17 protein-coding genes are annotated in these 16,580 nt (G+C 65.7%); 3 read left to right on the plus strand and 14 right to left on the minus strand.

Annotation, left to right across the window (positions count from 1 at the left end; genetic code table 11):
* Positions 1-37 precede the first annotated feature (37 nt).
* From CH306_RS04090 to purL, 6 genes are all read right to left on the minus strand, one after another.
* On the minus strand, positions 38-1,678 hold the full coding sequence (locus CH306_RS04090; protein WP_045200295.1) for an ABC transporter substrate-binding protein: 1,641 nt from the start codon (positions 1,676-1,678) through the stop codon (positions 38-40).
* A gap of 142 nt (positions 1,679-1,820) precedes the next feature.
* The gene (purF, locus tag CH306_RS04095) at positions 1,821-3,383 is read right to left on the minus strand and encodes an amidophosphoribosyltransferase (RefSeq protein ID WP_032396301.1); all 1,563 of its coding nucleotides are present in this window, start codon (positions 3,381-3,383) and stop codon (positions 1,821-1,823) included.
* 127 nt (positions 3,384-3,510) lie between these two features.
* Positions 3,511-3,897: a sterol carrier family protein gene (locus tag CH306_RS04100; RefSeq protein WP_032395916.1), complete on the minus strand. Its 387-nt coding sequence runs from the start codon at positions 3,895-3,897 to the stop codon at positions 3,511-3,513.
* Positions 3,897-4,493 carry a CPBP family intramembrane glutamic endopeptidase gene (locus tag CH306_RS04105; protein ID WP_094645718.1) on the minus strand — a complete coding sequence of 199 codons (597 nt, stop codon included), beginning with the start codon at positions 4,491-4,493 and terminating at the stop codon, positions 3,897-3,899. Before CH306_RS04105 ends, CH306_RS04100 begins: the two co-directional genes overlap by 1 nt.
* A complete protein-coding gene (locus CH306_RS04110; RefSeq protein ID WP_256981035.1) occupies positions 4,490-6,217 on the minus strand; it encodes an alpha/beta hydrolase in 1,728 nt (575 codons plus the stop codon). Before CH306_RS04110 ends, CH306_RS04105 begins: the two co-directional genes overlap by 4 nt.
* 83 nt (positions 6,218-6,300) lie before the next feature.
* The gene (purL, locus tag CH306_RS04115) at positions 6,301-8,592 is read right to left on the minus strand and encodes a phosphoribosylformylglycinamidine synthase subunit PurL (protein ID WP_094628480.1); all 2,292 of its coding nucleotides are present in this window, start codon (positions 8,590-8,592) and stop codon (positions 6,301-6,303) included.
* A gap of 114 nt (positions 8,593-8,706) precedes the next feature.
* Here purL and CH306_RS04120 point away from each other — a divergent pair, with 114 nt between their 5' ends.
* Entirely contained in the window at positions 8,707-9,471 is a 765-nt protein-coding gene (locus tag CH306_RS04120) for a nucleoside phosphorylase (RefSeq protein WP_230596830.1), read from the plus strand.
* 558 nt (positions 9,472-10,029) lie between these two features.
* On the opposite strand, the gene CH306_RS04125 is transcribed toward CH306_RS04120, so the two are convergent.
* The gene (locus tag CH306_RS04125) at positions 10,030-11,337 is read right to left on the minus strand and encodes a M18 family aminopeptidase (protein ID WP_094645720.1); all 1,308 of its coding nucleotides are present in this window, start codon (positions 11,335-11,337) and stop codon (positions 10,030-10,032) included.
* Positions 11,338-11,395: 58 nt separating this feature from the next.
* On the opposite strand from CH306_RS04125, the gene CH306_RS04130 reads away from it, so the two are divergent.
* Complete coding sequence (locus tag CH306_RS04130) at positions 11,396-12,304, plus strand: hypothetical protein (protein WP_179272976.1); 909 nt, start codon at positions 11,396-11,398, stop codon at positions 12,302-12,304.
* A 93-nt stretch (positions 12,305-12,397) separates the two neighbouring features.
* Here CH306_RS04130 and CH306_RS28965 read toward each other — a convergent pair whose 3' ends face one another.
* From CH306_RS28965 to purS, 5 genes are read right to left on the minus strand one after another with little or no spacing between them, the layout of a single operon-like run.
* Complete coding sequence (locus CH306_RS28965; protein ID WP_179272977.1) at positions 12,398-12,559, minus strand: hypothetical protein; 162 nt, start codon at positions 12,557-12,559, stop codon at positions 12,398-12,400.
* A complete protein-coding gene (locus CH306_RS04135; RefSeq protein WP_094645721.1) occupies positions 12,556-12,888 on the minus strand; it encodes a hypothetical protein in 333 nt (110 codons plus the stop codon). Before CH306_RS04135 ends, CH306_RS28965 begins: the two co-directional genes overlap by 4 nt.
* Before the next feature lie 7 nt (positions 12,889-12,895).
* Positions 12,896-13,246 carry a VOC family protein gene (locus tag CH306_RS04140; RefSeq protein ID WP_094645722.1) on the minus strand — a complete coding sequence of 117 codons (351 nt, stop codon included), beginning with the start codon at positions 13,244-13,246 and terminating at the stop codon, positions 12,896-12,898.
* Between the two features lie 34 nt (positions 13,247-13,280).
* On the minus strand, positions 13,281-13,958 hold the full coding sequence (gene purQ, locus CH306_RS04145; RefSeq protein ID WP_045196674.1) for a phosphoribosylformylglycinamidine synthase subunit PurQ: 678 nt from the start codon (positions 13,956-13,958) through the stop codon (positions 13,281-13,283).
* A complete protein-coding gene (purS, locus tag CH306_RS04150; RefSeq protein WP_032395924.1) occupies positions 13,955-14,206 on the minus strand; it encodes a phosphoribosylformylglycinamidine synthase subunit PurS in 252 nt (83 codons plus the stop codon). Before purS ends, purQ begins: the two co-directional genes overlap by 4 nt.
* Before the next feature lie 100 nt (positions 14,207-14,306).
* Between purS and CH306_RS04155 the strand changes: the two genes are divergently transcribed.
* On the plus strand, positions 14,307-14,945 hold the full coding sequence (locus CH306_RS04155) for an MBL fold metallo-hydrolase (protein WP_094645835.1): 639 nt from the start codon (positions 14,307-14,309) through the stop codon (positions 14,943-14,945).
* On the opposite strand, the gene CH306_RS04160 is transcribed toward CH306_RS04155, so the two are convergent.
* Both CH306_RS04160 and thiM read right to left on the minus strand, forming a co-directional pair.
* A complete protein-coding gene (locus CH306_RS04160) occupies positions 14,942-15,568 on the minus strand; it encodes an LppP/LprE family lipoprotein (RefSeq protein ID WP_094645836.1) in 627 nt (208 codons plus the stop codon). The genes CH306_RS04155 and CH306_RS04160 overlap by 4 nt on opposite strands.
* Positions 15,569-15,761: 193 nt before the next feature.
* On the minus strand, positions 15,762-16,580 hold the full coding sequence (gene thiM, locus CH306_RS04165) for a hydroxyethylthiazole kinase (RefSeq protein ID WP_094645837.1): 819 nt from the start codon (positions 16,578-16,580) through the stop codon (positions 15,762-15,764).

The following is a 16,580-nucleotide window of genomic DNA, read 5'->3' on the forward strand; positions in this document are numbered from 1 at the left end:
TCTCCCCTACCGGCGCGTCCGCGGTAGTGGGCACCGGTCAGCTCTTGGCGAGAGTGACGAAACGGAACTTGAACGAGGCGTCGAGAGTCTCGTCCACACCGCTGATCTCGTCGGTGGCGACGGCGATCTGCTTGCCCTCCAACAACGGAAGCGTCGGCAGGTAGTTCGTCGCGAGCTCGGTCTGAATCTGACCGATGATCTGCATCCGAGCGTCTTCGTCGGCGGTCGTGCGTTCGAGATCGAGCAGCGAGGTGATGGCCGGGCTCTCGAAGTGCGACTGCAGGAAGTTGTCCGGCGCGAAGAACGGCGTCAGGTAGTTGTCTGCATCGGGATAGTCCGGGAACCAGCCCAGCTGGTACACCGGGTAGGCGTCGGCGACGCGTTCCTTGGTGTAGGTGCTCCACTCGGTGGACTGCAGGTTCACGTTGAACAGGCCCGTCGCGTCGAGCTGGCTCTTGATCGCGGCGTATTCCTCGCTCGAGCTCGAACCGTAGTGGTCCGGGTTGTACTGCAGGTTGAGCTGAACGGGAGTGGCAATGCCTGCGGCGGAAAGGAATCCAGCCGCCTCGTCGCGGTTCGGCGTGGTGCCGTAGACATCGCCGTAGGCGGTGTTCGCGCCGGCCAGTCCGGTGGGAACCACGGAGTACAGCGGGGTGTAGGTGCCCTTGTAGACGCCGTCGGACAGCGCCTGACGATCGACCGAGGACGCAATTGCCTTGCGCACGGCCAACTTCTGCTCCGGGGTGTCGCCGGGCATCGTGTTCATGTTGAACACCATGTAGCGCGATTCGCCGCCGGGTCCCTCGTGCACCGTCAGTCCGTCCACACTGCCGAGCGATTCGACGTCCGTCGGGGTCAGCGAGCGCCACGCGACGTCGATGGCTTTGTTCTGCACGTCGAGCTTGAGGTTGTCGGAGCTGGTGTAGTACTTGACGTTGATCGACGACGTCTTCGGCGTTCCGAGAATGCCGTTGTAGTCACCGTTCGCGGCGAAGCTGACGAGGGAGTTCTTGGCGTAGCTCGAGATCGAGTACGGGCCCGCGAACGGAGTACCCGCCACGATGGCGTCGTCGTCGAGAATCGAATCGGCCGGGAAGACGGTCTGATCGACGATCGGTCCTGCCGGGGTCGCCAGAATCTGCGGGAAGGTCTGGTCGTTCGCAGCCTTCAGGGTGAATTCGACGGTCTTCTCGTCGGGCGTGGCGATGCTGTCGAGATTGGTGAGCAACGACGCGGGGCCGTTGGGGTCGTTGATCGCGACGATCCGATCGAACGAGTACTTCACGCTCTCGCTCGTCAGCGGGTTGCCGTTGGCGAACTTCAGGTCGTCCTTCAACGTGCACGTGTAGACGGTCGGCTCGGTGAAGTCGCAGCTCTCGGCCGCGTCGGGCTCGAGTTCGGAGCTACCGGGCGCGAAGTTCATCAGGAACGGATACGTCTGGTTCATCACCATGAACGAACCGTTGTCGTACGAGCCGGCCGGGTCGAGCGATGTCACCTGATCGGTGGTGCCGACCGTGATGGTCTCGCCGCCGCTGTCGCCGGATCCTCCGGCGTCGGTGCGTCCCGAGCCGCAGGCTGCGGCCGTCAGTGCGAGTACCGACAGTGCTGCCACTGCAGCGGTCTTCCTGCCATGCTTGCGCACTGCAGTCTTCGATGCCGCGCTGTAGCGCTGCATGCGTCCGTCGTCGGGCGACAGGGTCATCTGAATGCCTCTATCCAAATCGGTGTGTCCTATGTAACTCGGGACAGTACCGACGGACTGTTTCCAATATGTGGCATTGAGAAAACCCCGCTGTTCCCTTGCAGGAACGCCCAGCTCACGGACGACTAAGAGCGCTCACATTCGCGTCGTTGTCCACCGGCTGCCCGGCCGCCGAGGACAACAGACCTTCGAGTACGTGCTTGCCGAGCGCATTGTCCGCAGGCAGATCGATGGGGTACTTGCCCGTGAAACAAGCTGCGCACAAGCGTGATTCGGGCTGCTCCGACGCGGCGATCATGCCGTCGATGGAGATGTACCCCAGCGAGTCGGCACCGATGGCCTGGCGGACGCCTTCGAGGATCCCGTCCTCGGAGTCGACACCGTTGGCGATCAGCTCTGCGGGAGAAGCGAAGTCGATGCCGTAGAAGCATGGCCAGCGCACCGGCGGCGACGCGATACGCACGTGAATCTCCAGCGCACCGGCCTCGCGCAGCATCCTGATCAGGGCTCGCTGGGTGTTGCCGCGAACGATCGAATCGTCCACCACCACCAGTCTTTTGCCCCGTATGACCTCTTTGAGAGGATTGAGCTTGAGTCGGATACCGAGCTGGCGGATGGTCTGCGAGGGTTGAATGAACGTGCGGCCCACGTAGGCGTTCTTCATCAGGCCCTGGCCGTAGGGAATGCCGGAGCCCTGCGCGAAACCGACCGCAGCGGGAGTTCCGCTCTCGGGCACCGGAATCACCAGGTCGCCGTCGGCCGGATGCTCCTTGGCGAGGCGTCGTCCGATCTCGACACGCGTCGAGTGCACCGAACGGCCACCGATGACGCTGTCCGGCCGAGCGAGGTAGACGTACTCGAACACGCAGCCCTTGGGCTCGGGGGCCGCGAATCGTGAGGACCGAACGCCGTCGGCATCGATAGCGAGGAGCTCACCGGGTTCGATGTCGCGGACGAACGCGGCACCGACGATGTCGAGTGCTGCCGTCTCGCTGGCCACCACCCAGCCGCGATCGAGGCGGCCGAGGCACAACGGACGGACGCCGTGCGGGTCGCGCGCGGCGTAGAGGGTGTGCTCGTCCATGAACGTCAGGCAGAAGGCACCCTGGAGCTGCGGCAGCAACTCCATCGCAGCCTGCTCGATGGTGCAGTCGGCGGCCTTGTGGGCCAGCAGCGCGGTCACCACGTCGGAATCCGACGTGCCGTTGCCCTGCAGCCGGTCGCTGATCAGCCCTGCGTCGCGTGCCTTGGTGGCGAGCTCGGCGAAGTTCACCAGATTTCCGTTGTGGCCGAGCGCAATCCCGGTCCCGGCGGTGGTGGTGCGGAAGATCGGTTGCGCGTTCTCCCACGTGACCGATCCACTGGTGGAGTAGCGGCAGTGTCCGATGGCGACGTGCCCGGGCATGGCACCGAGTGTCTGCTCGTCGAACACCTGGCTGACGAGCCCGAGATCCTTGAACACCAACACCTGGGAACCGTCGGAGACGGCGATGCCGGCAGCTTCCTGACCACGGTGTTGCAGCGCATAGAGGCCGTAATACGAGAGCTTGGCCACATCCTCGCCCGGTGCCCACACTCCGAAGACTCCGCACTCCTCGCGCGGCTCGTTCTCCGGTTCGTCGAGCGGTTTGCCTACCAGAAGATTCGGACTGTCGACCGACAAATCGGCGTTGGTCACGGGCATTGCTCCCTTGGGGGTACGGGGCGGGGGGCCATGCCCGAGTCTACGGGCACACGGCCCGAGTCAACGCATCGTGTGGACGGGAGATTCCCAGCAGGTGAACGCGTGTCCGAATTGGAGCCGATCACCTGATGGACATCAGTGGCAGCCAGCGCCCCACCTCGGCCGCCCTACTGCCCGACGCATCGATCGAGCCGTCGGCGAGTGCGTCGGCGAAATTCCGGATTCCGGTCACCACCTGCAGCCACGTCAGCGCATCGGTCTCGACCACGTTCGGCGGAGTTCCGCGGGTGTGGCGCGGCCCCACGATGCACTGCACCGCGACGAACGGCGGCACCCGCACCTCCACCGAGGATCCCGGCGCGTTCTGGCCGAGGGTTCGGGCAGTGGTTCGTACCGCTGCGGCGATCTGCGCCCGCGCAGGCTTGTCCGCCTCGCCCTTGATCCAGTCCTCGACGGCCAGCACGGCGTCGCGTACCTCGGCGGGGCCGACTTCCTTGTGTGGTGGCACTACGTCGAACTCCTGTCGTTCGCAGCGAGATGCGCCAGAACGGCGCCGCCGGCGTTGAGGAAGTAATGCAGCAAGGCCGGCGCGAGCACACTGCCGCTGCGGGCTCGCAGCCACGAGAACACCACCCCGGCCGCGGCCGTCGCCACGACCGTCCCGACCACGGTGTCACCCGCCGCCCGGGCCGGGTGAATGTGCCAGAGCCCGAAGAAGATCGGCGACAGAGCGGGCGATGCAGCGTCGAGCACGCCGCGAAAGAGCAACTCCTCGGTGAGGACCGTCCCCACCGGAATCCGAAACAGAACCCACTCGGCCAGCTCGTCCTCGGACGGCCGAACCCGGCGTCGCAACGCAGGAATCGCGGCCACGACGGCCGATCCGAGTACCGGAACGGCCGATGCCGCCGCGCCCCACTTCACGCCTGCAACCGTATTGCGCAATCCCAGTTGCGCGGCGCTGCGGCCCGAGACCGCCGCAACGGCCACTGCGAACGAGGAATTGGCCACCGCCCGTCCACGGGCACCGAGGCCTGTCGAGGGCAGCACGACCGTGCTCCACGCCGTCGTCGCGGCACCGATCGCCAACGCCTCGGTGGTCACTTCTCGGGACCGTCTCGGCCGGCGAATTGCTCCATGACTCCGCGGACTCGTTCGGTGTCGCGGTCGGTCCACCCCTCCGGCGCGGCGACGGCAACCCAGCCGTCGAGCACGAGGGTTCCGTAGTTGTGGCCGTGCCCGTCGGGAACGCCCGCAGCGTTGGTCAGGTCGGCGGCCACCTGCCAGAAGGTGACGACCGGGAACCACCGCATACTCGGCAGCCGGTCCGGACCGGGTGGCTCGGACAACCAGTCGGGACGCTCGAACAGCAGATCGGGTGACCACCAGACCACCGGATCCGACGCGTGCTGGACGTAGAGGATTCTCGGTTCGTACCAGGGCTGATCCTCCGGCGGGATGCCCGACGAGTTGTCGGCGAATCGGACCGTCAGTCCCTCGGAGTAGACCGGCCGAACCTCGGGGCTTCCCGGGTCGCGTCGGCTGACGAACTGACTCCAGATGCGGTTGTTGTTCGGTGGCCCCACCCACAGCACGCCGTCGGTGGTGTCCCGGATGTCGGCCAACCCGTCGAACGCGCCCTCGCCCGCCTGGGTGCCGAGGCTCTCGCCGTAGACGTAGAACTTGGGGCGGGTGGCCTCCGGTTCCTGCAGCCAGCGGTCGTGCACCTTGTCGATCAGAGCTCTGCCCGCCTGCGCGGCCTTGTCGCCCTCCGCGATGAAGGAGATCCAACTCGGCAGGTAGGAGTACTGGGATGCGACGGTGGCGACATCGCCGCCGAACATGAGCTCTTCGGCTTCGATGGCGGTGGGATTGACCCATCCGGTTCCGGTGGTCGGAACGACGACGAGAGCCGCGCGCTGGAACGCCCCGGTACGTTCGAGTTCTGCGACCACGATGTTCAGTCGCTCGTCCTGGGTCTCGGCGGTTTCCAGGCCGGCGTACGCCCTGATCGGCTCGAGGCTGGGACGGCCGGTCGCCCGCTCCATCTCGTCGGCGCGCAGTCCGCTGGAGACGAAGTTGCGGCCCTCGAATCCGAGGGTGTCCCACGGTGCCAACGAGTTCGGACTACCGGAGCGTTCGTCGGCCACGGGTTGTTCTGCGCCGTCGCGGGTTTCGTCGTTCTGCAGGCTGAAGGCCGAGTTGGTGACCTCGGAGACGGCCCGGAGCAGGACGCCCTGAACCAGCGCTACGGACAGCACGACGAGGACGACGACTCCGAGCGCGTTGGCAACTTCGCGTGGCATCTTCACGACGCGGTTTATCTGCCGGGCGAGCAGACGAACGAGGTCGCGCAACACCCGCCATACCGAAATCAACAGCGCCGCAACGGCGATACTGAGTGCACCGGTTCGGAAGTATCCCGTGGTGGTGGTGCCCTCGGCGTCCATCAGTGCGGCCAGCTCACGCTGCCATTCCGCCGAGATCGCCAACATGATCATCGACGCTGCGATCGCGAGGACGGGTACGGCGACCTTGACGGCGAGTTCGATCTTGCGCGGCAACGGCCACCACGATCGGGACGAGAGCCACCAACGGGTGACGGCCCATCCCACCGCCACGCCGAATGCGTAGCCGATGGCCGCGTTGATACCGCCGATGATGCCCTGGAACAACCATCCCCGCGGGAGCAGCGACGGAGTCAACGACCAGCAGAAGAACAACGCGCCGAACGCAATTCCGGTGAAGTCCAGGCGCAGCAGGCCCCAGGCCCACATGACGAACGGGTGCTTGTCCGGTGAGGGGACCGAGAACTCGACCGTCGGCAGGTGGTAGCGGTGATGCTCGTTCTGCTCGAGTGCGGAGTCGGGCTCGGCGAGCTGCTGCTCCGATGTGTGTCCCCCCACCTCGGTCAGCCGAAGAGTCTGGGAAGAGTGCTCTCGAACGTCTCGCGCAGTTCCGTCATCGGGACGGAGAACTGCCCTTGCACCTCGATCGAATCCGAGCCCTCGTCGACGACGCCGATGCGCACCCACGGCAGACCGCGGGCGGTGCACATGCCGGTGAAGCGAGTCTCTTCCGTGCGCGGTACGGCGACCAGTACGCGGCCCGAGGACTCGGAGAACAGTGTCACGAACGGATCGGCACCCTCGGGAACGATGATGCGGCAACCGGTTTCACCGGCCAGAGCAGCTTCGACGACGGCCTGCGCGAGGCCACCCTCGGACAGATCGTGGGCTGCCGAGACCAGTCCGTCACGCGAGGACGAGAGCAAGATGTCTGCCAGCAGTTGCTCACGGGCGAGATCGACCTTGGGCGGCACGCCGCCGAGGTGGTCGTGCTCGACCTGCGCCCAGATGGACCCGTCGAACTCGTCGTGGGTGTCACCGAGCAGGATCAGCGTCTCGCCGGGCTCGAGTCCGAGGCCGGTGGGGATGCGGCGATGCACGTCGTCGATGACGCCGAGTACACCGACGACGGGCGTCGGCAGGATCGGCTCTGCACCGGTCTGGTTGTAGAAGCTGACGTTGCCGCCGGTCACGGGAATACCGAGGGTGACGCAGCCGTCGGCCAGTCCGCGCACGGCCTGCTGGAACTGCCACATGACGCCCGGGTCCTCGGGCGAGCCGAAGTTCAGGCAGTTGGTGACGGCCTTGGGCGTCGAGCCGGTGACAGCGACGTTGCGGAAGGCTTCGGCGAGCGCGAGCTGCGCGCCCTGGTAAGGATCGAGTGCGGTGTAGCGGCCCGACGCGTCGGTGGCCAAAGCGATTCCACGACCGGTCTTCTCGTCGATGCGGATGACGCCGGCGTCGGCGTTCTCGGCGAGGACGGTGTTTCCGCGCACGTAGCGGTCGTACTGCTCGGTGATGAATCGACGGCTGCACAGCTGCGGCGAGCCGATCATCTTCAGCAGCGTCGCCCGCAGCTCGTCACCGGTTTCCGGACGCTTCAGCGACGCCGTGGTGTTCGCGACCAGATCGTCCTGGGTGGCGGGTCGCTGCACGGGACGGTTGTACACCGGTCCCTCGTGCGCAACGGTCTTCGGCGGAACGTCGACCACGGTCTCGCCGTGCCACGTGATCTGCAGATGCTCTCCGTCGGTGACCTCACCGATGACGGTGGCCAGGACGTCCCACTTGCGGCAGACGGCCATGAACGCGTCGACGTTCTCGGGCGTCACCACCGCGCACATGCGCTCCTGGGATTCGCTCGACAGCACCTCGGCGGGCGTCATGCCGGTGGCGCGCATCGGCACCTTCTCCAGCTCGATGTGCATTCCGCCACTGCCTGCGGAGGCGAGTTCGGAAGTGGCACAGGACAATCCGGCACCGCCGAGATCCTGGATGCCGACGACCAACTTGTTGGAGTACAGCTCGAGGCAGGCTTCGATGAGCACCTTCTCGGTGAAGGGGTCGCCCACCTGCACCGCGGGGAGCTTCTTACGGCCCCCGCCGGTCTCGTCCCCGTCGAACGTCTCCGAGGCCAGCACGGACACGCCGCCGATGCCGTCGAGACCGGTTCGTGCGCCGAACAGAATGATCTTGTTGCCCAGGCCCGACGCGAACGCCAGATGCATGTCCTCGACACGCATGACGCCGGCACACAGAGCGTTGAGCAGGGGGTTGCCGGCGTAGGAGGCGTCGAACACCGTCTCGCCACCGATGTTCGGCAGGCCGAGCGAGTTTCCGTAACCGCCGACGCCTGCGACGATGCCGCTCAGAACGCGGCGCGTATCGGGTGCATCGGCAGCACCGAATCGCAGCTGGTCCATGACGGCGATCGGGCGCGCGCCCATGGCCATGATGTCGCGGACGATGCCGCCGACGCCGGTCGCTGCACCCTGATAGGGCTCGACGTACGACGGGTGATTGTGGCTCTCGACCTTGAACGTGACGGCCCAACCGTCGCCGACGTCGACGACGCCCGCGTTCTCACCGATACCGGCGAGCATCGGCTTGCGCATCTCGTCGGTGGTGGTCTCGCCGAAGTACTTCAGGTGCACCTTCGAGGACTTGTACGAGCAGTGCTCGCTCCACATGACTGAGTACATCGCCAATTCGGCGTCGGTGGGCCGACGGCCGAGGATTTCCTTGATGCGGACGTATTCGTCGTCCTTGAGTCCGAGTTCTTTGTACGGCTGCGCAACGTCGGGGGTGGCGACAGCGTTGGAGACGGTGTCTGTGGGTACAGAGCTAGCGGACACGAGGAATAGGTCCCTTCGATGGAGCGAAATGCCAGGGAGAGTCTATCGGGACCCGCAGACATGTACGGCATCGGTCGTGCAGGGCCGAGCGTCGCCTCGTGCGAACATCACCTGATGGACATCGCGCTGACCGAGAACGATCTGGACGAAACGGGCGTCATCGACCCGTCGATGGTGGCCAAGGGAGTCGACGTTCCGCCGAAAGCCGTCGTCTGTTTCTTCTCCGAGGTGATCGAGAGCATCTGCGCGAAAGGCGACGCCCGAGTCGTGTCGGTCATGCGCTCCGAGCACGGCGAACACCCCGTCTACGAGATCGAACGACACGGGGAGAAGCTCGCCGTGTTCCACCCCGGCGTAGGTGCGCCGTTGGCGGCACTGTTCCTCGAAGAGGCCATCGCTATGGGATGCACCCAGTTCGTGGCCGTCGGCGGCGCGGGCGCACTGTCCGACGACCTGGGCATGGGACATGTGATGGTGGTCGACAGCGCCGTCCGCGACGAGGGCACCTCGTTCCACTACCTGCCGCCGGGCCGCGTGGTCGACGCCGACCCGGCAGGCGTGGCCGTGCTGCAATCCGTACTGACCGACGCCGGAGTCGACTTCGTCACCGGGCGTTCCTGGACCACCGATGCGCTCTACCGCGAGACCCGCGCCCGCGTCTCCCGCCGAGTCGAAGAAGGCTGCCGAACCGTCGACATGGAGGCCTCGGCCTTCTGCGCCGTGGCCCGATTCCGCGGAGTGCGATTCGCGCAACTGCTGTACGCGGGCGATTCCCTCGCCGCCGACTGGGATCACCGCGGCTGGACCAAGGCGACAACAGTGCGCGAACAATTGTTCTGGCTCGCGGCAGATGCGTGCCTCCAACTGAGCCCGATCTGAGTCTCCGGGGCGCTGGGTCACTGACTCATCCCCGGCCCTCGCTCACCTCAGCCCCGGCTCACCCCAGCCCCCGCTCACCCCCGGACCCCGCAAACGCGCGCGCGTTTGCGAGACGCGCGCAAAATTGCCCCCGCACGGGTCACCAATCTGCGCGCACCTGACGAATGCGCGCGCGTTTGCGACTGGCCGACCGAGAAACGGGGAACGCCGAACGATGTCGCGCCGCGGTACTCAGCCTCCGCCCTCACCCTCCGCCCCCCGACCCCCGCAAACGCGCGCGCGTTTGCCGAACGCGCGCGGAATTGCCACCGCACGGGTCACAAATCCGCGCGCACCCGACGAATGCGCGCGCGTTTGCGATAGCCGAACGAGAAACGGGGAACGGGGAACGCCGAACGGGGTCGCGCCGCGGTATTCAGCTACTACCCTCACCCTCCGCCCCTCGGCCCCCGCAAACGCGCGCGCGTTTGCAATACGCGCGCAGAATTGCCCCCGCACGGGTCACGAGTCCGCGCGCACCCGACAAATGCGCGCGCGTTTGCGACTGGCCGATCGAGCTCAGGCAGGAGCCAAGAATGCCGCCAACGCGTCGGCGTATGCCTTCACGTCGGCAGCTCCCATCAATTCTCGTGACGAGTGCATGGCGAGCTGAGCGGCTCCTACGTCCACCGTCGACAGGCCGGTGCGCGATGCGGTGATGGGTCCGATGGTCGATCCGCACGGCAGATTGGCGCGATGTACGTAGCGCTGCAAGGGAACCCCGGCCTGATCGCAGGCGAGCGCGAAGGCACCAGCTCCCGCGGAATCCGTTGCGTAGCGAAGATTCTGGTTGACCTTGAGTACCGGTCCCCCACCGAGTTCGATGCGATGCGCGGGCTCGTGCCGGTCCGGGTAGTTGGGATGCGTCGCGTGCGCCATGTCGCCCGAGGCGCAGATGGATCCGGCCATCGTGCGCAGGAATTCCTCACGCCCACCGCCGCGTCCGAGCACGATGCGCTCGAGCACTGTGTTCAGCAGGTCCGAGAACGCGCCGCGGTCGGACATACTGCCGACTTCCTCGTGGTCGAACAGTGCCAGCACCGGCGTGACTGCGGTCGGATTGTCCACTGCGGCAAGCAAAGCCTGAGTTCCGGCGTAGCAGGTTCCTTGATTGTCCAGACGCGGCGCACTGACCAGTTCGGACTCGACGCCCACGACGGCACTGGGTGCGAGGTCGTGGGTCATCAACTCCCAACCCAGTACCGAATGCGGGTCGACGCCTTCTCGCTCGGCGACGTAGGCGATGAACGACTGAGGTGAATTGCCCACGCCCCAAATGGCATTGACGTGTCGCTGCGGATCGAGGGTGACGCCCTTGCGATCCTCGGACAGGTGGATTGCCAGCTGCGGAACTCGCAGAATGGGCTCGTCGACCTTCACCAGTACCTCGCGGGCCGTGTTGCCGTCGCGCACACTCAGCCGGCCGGAGATACCCAGATCGCGATCGAGCCAGGAGTTGAGCCAGGCACCGCCGTACGGTTCGAGGCCCACCATCTGCCAGCCCGCGGATTGCAGATCGGGATGCTGCTTCACGCGAAGGTTAGGGCTGTCGGTGTGCCCGCCGACGATTCGGAACGGGCCGTCAGGAGTGGAGCCTGCGGATTGACCCGAATTACTGTGCTCGGTACTCCACGCGACGAGTGATCCGCCGCGAACGAGGTAGTAGCGGCCCGGGTCCGTCGACCAGGCGTCGGTCTCCTCGAGGCGTACGAAACCGGCGTCCTCGAGCTGCACCGACACCGTGTTGCAGACGTGGAACGGTGACGGCGAGACGTCGACGAAGTTGCAGAGACCGGTGGCGGAGGCGTGAGTCGACATGGGAACCATTGTGGCAGCCGCCGCGTCGAACACCTCGAGAGCACACACCGACCGGGGGGACGACGTCATGAAATTTCATTCTTTGCCCGACTACGGCGCAGTTCATGCCACCACATTCGCCATCGTGCGGATGAAGACGATCGAAGCATTTCGCAAGCGCGGGGTGGTGGTTCACCGCGAGGACGCGACGACTTTGGCGGTGGGCTCGGGCGTTCGCATGTCACTGAACAATGTGTTCGCCCGATGCTCCGGGGTGAGTCGATCGGCGTGGGACGGCATCATCGCCGGCCATGTCGACCTCATGATCGAGACGATGCGCGAGGCAGATCCCACGTTCTTCACCGGATTGTCGGACGACGAATTCCACTCGAGGCTGCGCGAGCGCGTCATCGCTCCGTCAGCCCTGGCGGCTATGGGTGAGTGCGAGTACGAGTATTCCGTCCCACTACTCGACGTGCCGGGCGCACCGCGACGGGTGCTGAACCTGTCTTCTCCGAATCGCGCTGTGACACTGGCAGATCGGCATCTCGTCGGCCGAGACCTGAACGCCGCCTGGGCAGCCGGACGAAGGAACACCGCGGCGCTGAAGTTCGAGGACGGCCGAATTCTCAGCAGAAACAGCATCGACATCGAGGTCCTCAGCGGTGATTCGATCTACCTCGCGTCGAAGGTTGCCGATATGACCACGCTGATCTCCGCGCACCTCGGCGAATGTCTGTACGGCGTATTGTTCGTGGTTCCAAATGCCTACGAGTTCGTTTTTCACCGGCCGCGCAACGCCGACGTGGCGCTCATGGCAGCAGCCGAGCTCGCCGATCTGGCGGATATGTTCAGTCGTGATACACCGAGCCCACTGTCTCGCTCGGTGTTCTTCTGGCGGGACGGCGAGTACTGCCAGGTGTTCGACGGGATCTCGATCGAACCCACCGGCATCTTCGCCTCGACTGTGACCGAGCTGCGAGAGTGTGCGGCATGACGTGTTCGACGGTCCGAACGCCTGGCATTCACGACGAACGCACCGCATTCCAGAGACGGAATGCTGGGCGCTCGTGTCCTGATAGGACGCGTGCTATTCGGGCGGCGGGGCGGTGGGTCGTCCCGCTGCGGCGTCGCGAATCCACTGAGGTACCTCACGCCCGTTGCGTTCACGGATTGCGATTGATGCGCGAGCGGCGGCCGCGGCGACTTCCGGACGCCCAGCTTTGATCTTGCGTTCCTCGGCGGTGGTCATCGCGGTTCCTCCAGTTCATCGACTCGATTGTCAGTGTCCTCGCATTCAGAGGGTTCCGCCAGTGCGTGTCGGAGGGCGCGATCGGCAACGGCAACGAGAACGTCCTGTTCTGTTCTGGTTATGAGTGGCGAATCTGTGACCGCCCCGTAGATATCCCACCCCAGGGCAGCTTCGGCGTCGTCCGTGCTGACTGTGTGGTCGAGGCACCAGGTGATCCGCTGCCATGCCTGCGCTCGTTTGTCGGCGACGGTGCGCTGACGAATGGTGAGAGCGACTCCGACGACGGCGAGGACGCCCACCACCAGAGTCACCCATGCCTGGGCCGGCATTCACTGCTCAGTGCGACCCGGACACGCAGAACACGTTGCCGTCGGGGTCGCTCAGCGTCACCCAGCGAAAGTCGCCCATGGTGTGCTGCGCAACTTCGCGTGCACCCGCCTCGACCAGTCGCGCGACCTCGCCGTCGAGGTCAAGGGTGGTCATGTCGAGGTGGACGCGATTCTTGCCCGGCGTCGGGTCCTCGACCTTCTGAAACGCCATTCGGTACGGTGCCGCAGCGAGTTCGACGACGTAGAACCAGCCGTCGTTCTCTTCCACGATCGTTCCGTCCACCTGTGCCGCCCACCAGTGTGCGAGCGGTTCCGGATCGGTTGTGTCGAACGTGATCATGCCCAAGGTCAGTGTCATGGCGGCACAGTAACCGCGACCACCGACATGAAACTCAGGCGTTGACGATCGTGTCCAGTGCCGAGTAGAAGATCCCCAGGCCGTCGTCGCTCGGTCCGGTCAACGGCTCGGTGGCGTGCTCGGGGTGCGGCATCAAACCGACGACCCGGCCGTTCGCCGAGGATATTCCTGCGATCCCCCGCTGCGATCCGTTCGGGTTGGTGCCGCTGTAGCGGAACACGACGCGACCTTCGCCCTCGAGCTCGTCGAGCACGTTCTGCGGTGCCTGGAACCGGCCCTCGGCATTCTTGACCGGGATCAGGATCTCGGCACCGGGCTCGTAGCGCGACGACCATGCGGTGTCGGTGTTCTCCACCTTCAGCCACTGATCGCGGCAGACGAAGTGCAGACCCTCGTTACGGGTCAGCGCGCCGGGGAGCAGGCCCACCTCGCAGAGCACCTGAAAGCCGTTGCAAATGCCGAGGATCGGCATGCCACCTTCGGCGGCCTTCACGACGGACTCCATCACGGGGGCGAAGCGAGCGATTGCACCGGCCCGGAGGTAGTCGCCGTACGAGAATCCGCCGGGGACGACGATGGCGTCGACGTTCTTCAGATCCGCATCGGCATGCCACAGACTGACGGCCTCGCCACCGGCGAGGGTTACGGCGCGCGAGGCGTCGACGTCGTCGAGGGTCCCGGGAAACGTGATGACCCCTACGCGGGCGCTCATGCGGCGGGCTCCACCGAGACGCGAGTGACCGTCCAGTCCTCGATCACGGTGTTGGCCAGCAGTGATTCTGCGATCTTCTCGAGTTCAGCGTCGTCGACGGTGTCGTCGACCTCGAGCTCGAAGCGCTTGCCCTGGCGGACGTCGGACACGCCGGAGATCCCCAGTCGGCCGAGCGCTCCTGCGATCGCCTGACCCTGCGGATCGAGAATCTCGGCCTTGGGCATGACATCGACAACGACTCGGGCCACTAAAGCGCTCCTTGAAATACGTACAGCAAGACAGTTACCGGCAGGTGGGAGTCTACGCAGCCCTGGCGGGAGGCGCGAAACCGCGCTTACTGTGGAGTCCATGCGGCTGACACACTTCGGACATTCCTGCGTTCTCGTCGAACTCAACGGCACCACCGTGTTGTTCGATCCCGGCACGTTCTCGCACGGGTTCGAGGGCATCACCGGACTCGACGCGATCCTCGTCACCCATCAGCATCCGGATCACGTTGATCTGCAACGACTTCCCGGGCTCGTCGAGGCGAATCCGCGTGCGGCACTGCACGCCGATCCGATGACCGCGGGCCAGCTCGGCGGCAAATGGGCGGCAGCTCCCGCAGGCAAGGCCTTCACGGTCGGCGGCATCACGGTTACCGGCGTCGGCGGCACGCACGCCGTCATCCATCCCGAGCTGCCCGAGATCGACAACACCGGCTACCTGCTCGGCACCCCGGAGAACCCCGGCCAGCTCTTCCATCCGGGCGACTCGCTGTTCGTTCCAGAACAACAGGTCGAGGTGCTCGCACTTCCTGCGGCAGCACCCTGGTCGAAGCTGTCCGAAACCGTCGAATTCCTGCGTGCGGTGGCGCCGCGCATGGCCTTCCCCATTCACCAGGCCGTGGTTGCGGAGCAGGCAAGGGGCGTCTATTACGGCCGCTTCAAGGAGATGTCCGACGCCGAAATCCGCGAGCTACCCGAGGAATCCTCCGTCTCGATCTAGCCGGTGACCTCGGGCGGGAGGGTGCCGATCATGGTGACCTGTGTCCCGTCCCAGCGGTAGTCGATCGTCACCGGGCCGCCGGTGGGATTGGCATTGGCATCGTTCGCGAGCGGCCAGCGGTAGTTCACTGTGATCGTGTCGGCGGACTGGGCCGCCACCGACGTGAACCCGTACGGCTCCGACGTCGCAGTGCCGAGGTACTCAGCGTCGTGGAAGAACAGCAGATGTGTCGGCGAGCTGACCGTCGCGCCGTACGGCAGAGCTTCGACCCAGGTGAACGACGCACAGGGATCGCCCATGTCGGTAGCGACCCACGGTGAATCTGCGAACACGAGCGGCAGCGAGTCCACGGCCTGCGGTACCTGCCCCCACGTCAGATCCAGGCACAGTGGCTCGGCTTCCGACGTACCCATCGGAACCAGGTCGCTGGCCTCCTCGGGTGGCGTCCGCTGCGGCTGCGCTCCCTCGGTCACGGTGGCCGGGTCGGGTGTCACCGGTGCCGGGCTTGCCTGAGTGGTTGCCGGAACGGCCGGGGACGGTGCTGCCGCGGGGGTTCCTTGCTCCGCTCCGCCGCAGGCGACGAGGGGTGTTGCACTGACTACGAGGAGTAGAAGTCGTTTCATGAAGACCACCTGGTTCGATTTGCCCGACGCCAAGTATGTCCGCTCGCAAACGTGTTCCGTTACATCACGTTTCGGTCAAGAGGGCGTTACCTTCGCAGCGATCTGCATTTTTCGCGCCACTACGCGCACATTTCGCGACATTCCCGCGAATATGGCAGCACAGTGGAGCACCAGCTGCACACTGGAGCGCGCGTCATTCAGGCCAGCCGATGTCGAGCCGGACCAACTCGCGTAAGACCGACCCGTCCACCGCATCCAGGCCGTCGAGGAACGCGGCAGCGAAGGATCCCGGCCGCGACGTCGACCGGGCCGCGATCTCCGACGCCACCGCGACATGCGCGTGCGCCGCGACGGCACCGATCAGCGCATTCGGTGACACCGAGCAGTAGGCAGCCGTCAGTGCACCGAGCGCACACCCGGTAGCCGTAACTCGCTGCAGCAGTGCACTTCCGCCGCCCACCTTCACCAGGCCGCCGGGGCCGAGGATGTGATCGATCTCCCCCGATGCAGCCACCACGTCCACTCGATCGAGCAGCGACCGGGCCGCTTCGACCGAATCGGCCACGGCTGCAGACGAATCCACGCCGCGCGATCCGCCGTCAGCGCCCGCCAGTCCCATGACTTCCGATGCATTTGCGCGAATGACGCTGGGCCGGTTGGCAAGCAGCTCCACGGCCACCTGGGTTCGCCACGGCAGACCGCCCGCTCCCACCGGATCGAGTACCCACGGCTTCCCCGCTGCCCCAGCTGCGGCCGACGCCAGGTGAGCGCTTTCGACCTGCGCGGCCGTCGGAGTCCCGAGATTGACCAGGACCGCGTCGGCGATCTCGGCGAAGCCGGCCGCTTCCTCGGGGTTGTCCACCATCGCCGGCGCGGCCCCCGCGGCCAACAGCGCGTTGGCGACGAACTGCACCGACACCGTGTTGGTCAGACACTGCACCAGCGGATTGCGCTCGCGCAGAAGTCGATGTGCGGCAACGATGTCGTCCACGGTCACGCTCGAATTACTCAT

Source organism: Rhodococcus sp. 15-725-2-2b, assembly GCF_002259075.1.
In the GTDB taxonomy this organism is placed as follows: domain Bacteria; phylum Actinomycetota; class Actinomycetes; order Mycobacteriales; family Mycobacteriaceae; genus Rhodococcoides.

What these genes read in the sequence shown, in the direction of transcription:
- thiM (WP_094645837.1), bottom strand. Translation starts at nt 16,580, where the DNA reads ATGAGTAATTCGAGCGTGACCGTGGACGACATCGTTGCCGCACATCGA.
- CH306_RS04120 (WP_230596830.1), top strand. Translation starts at nt 8,707, where the DNA reads ATGGACATCGCGCTGACCGAGAACGATCTGGACGAAACGGGCGTCATC.
- CH306_RS04160 (WP_094645836.1), bottom strand. Translation starts at nt 15,568, where the DNA reads ATGAAACGACTTCTACTCCTCGTAGTCAGTGCAACACCCCTCGTCGCC.
- purQ (WP_045196674.1), bottom strand. Translation starts at nt 13,958, where the DNA reads ATGAGCGCCCGCGTAGGGGTCATCACGTTTCCCGGGACCCTCGACGAC.
- CH306_RS04155 (WP_094645835.1), top strand. Translation starts at nt 14,307, where the DNA reads ATGCGGCTGACACACTTCGGACATTCCTGCGTTCTCGTCGAACTCAAC.
- CH306_RS28965 (WP_179272977.1), bottom strand. Translation starts at nt 12,559, where the DNA reads ATGACCACCGCCGAGGAACGCAAGATCAAAGCTGGGCGTCCGGAAGTC.
- CH306_RS04135 (WP_094645721.1), bottom strand. Translation starts at nt 12,888, where the DNA reads ATGCCGGCCCAGGCATGGGTGACTCTGGTGGTGGGCGTCCTCGCCGTC.
- CH306_RS04125 (WP_094645720.1), bottom strand. Translation starts at nt 11,337, where the DNA reads ATGGTTCCCATGTCGACTCACGCCTCCGCCACCGGTCTCTGCAACTTC.
- CH306_RS04130 (WP_179272976.1), top strand. Translation starts at nt 11,396, where the DNA reads ATGAAATTTCATTCTTTGCCCGACTACGGCGCAGTTCATGCCACCACA.
- CH306_RS04140 (WP_094645722.1), bottom strand. Translation starts at nt 13,246, where the DNA reads ATGACACTGACCTTGGGCATGATCACGTTCGACACAACCGATCCGGAA.
- CH306_RS04090 (WP_045200295.1), bottom strand. Translation starts at nt 1,678, where the DNA reads ATGCAGCGCTACAGCGCGGCATCGAAGACTGCAGTGCGCAAGCATGGC.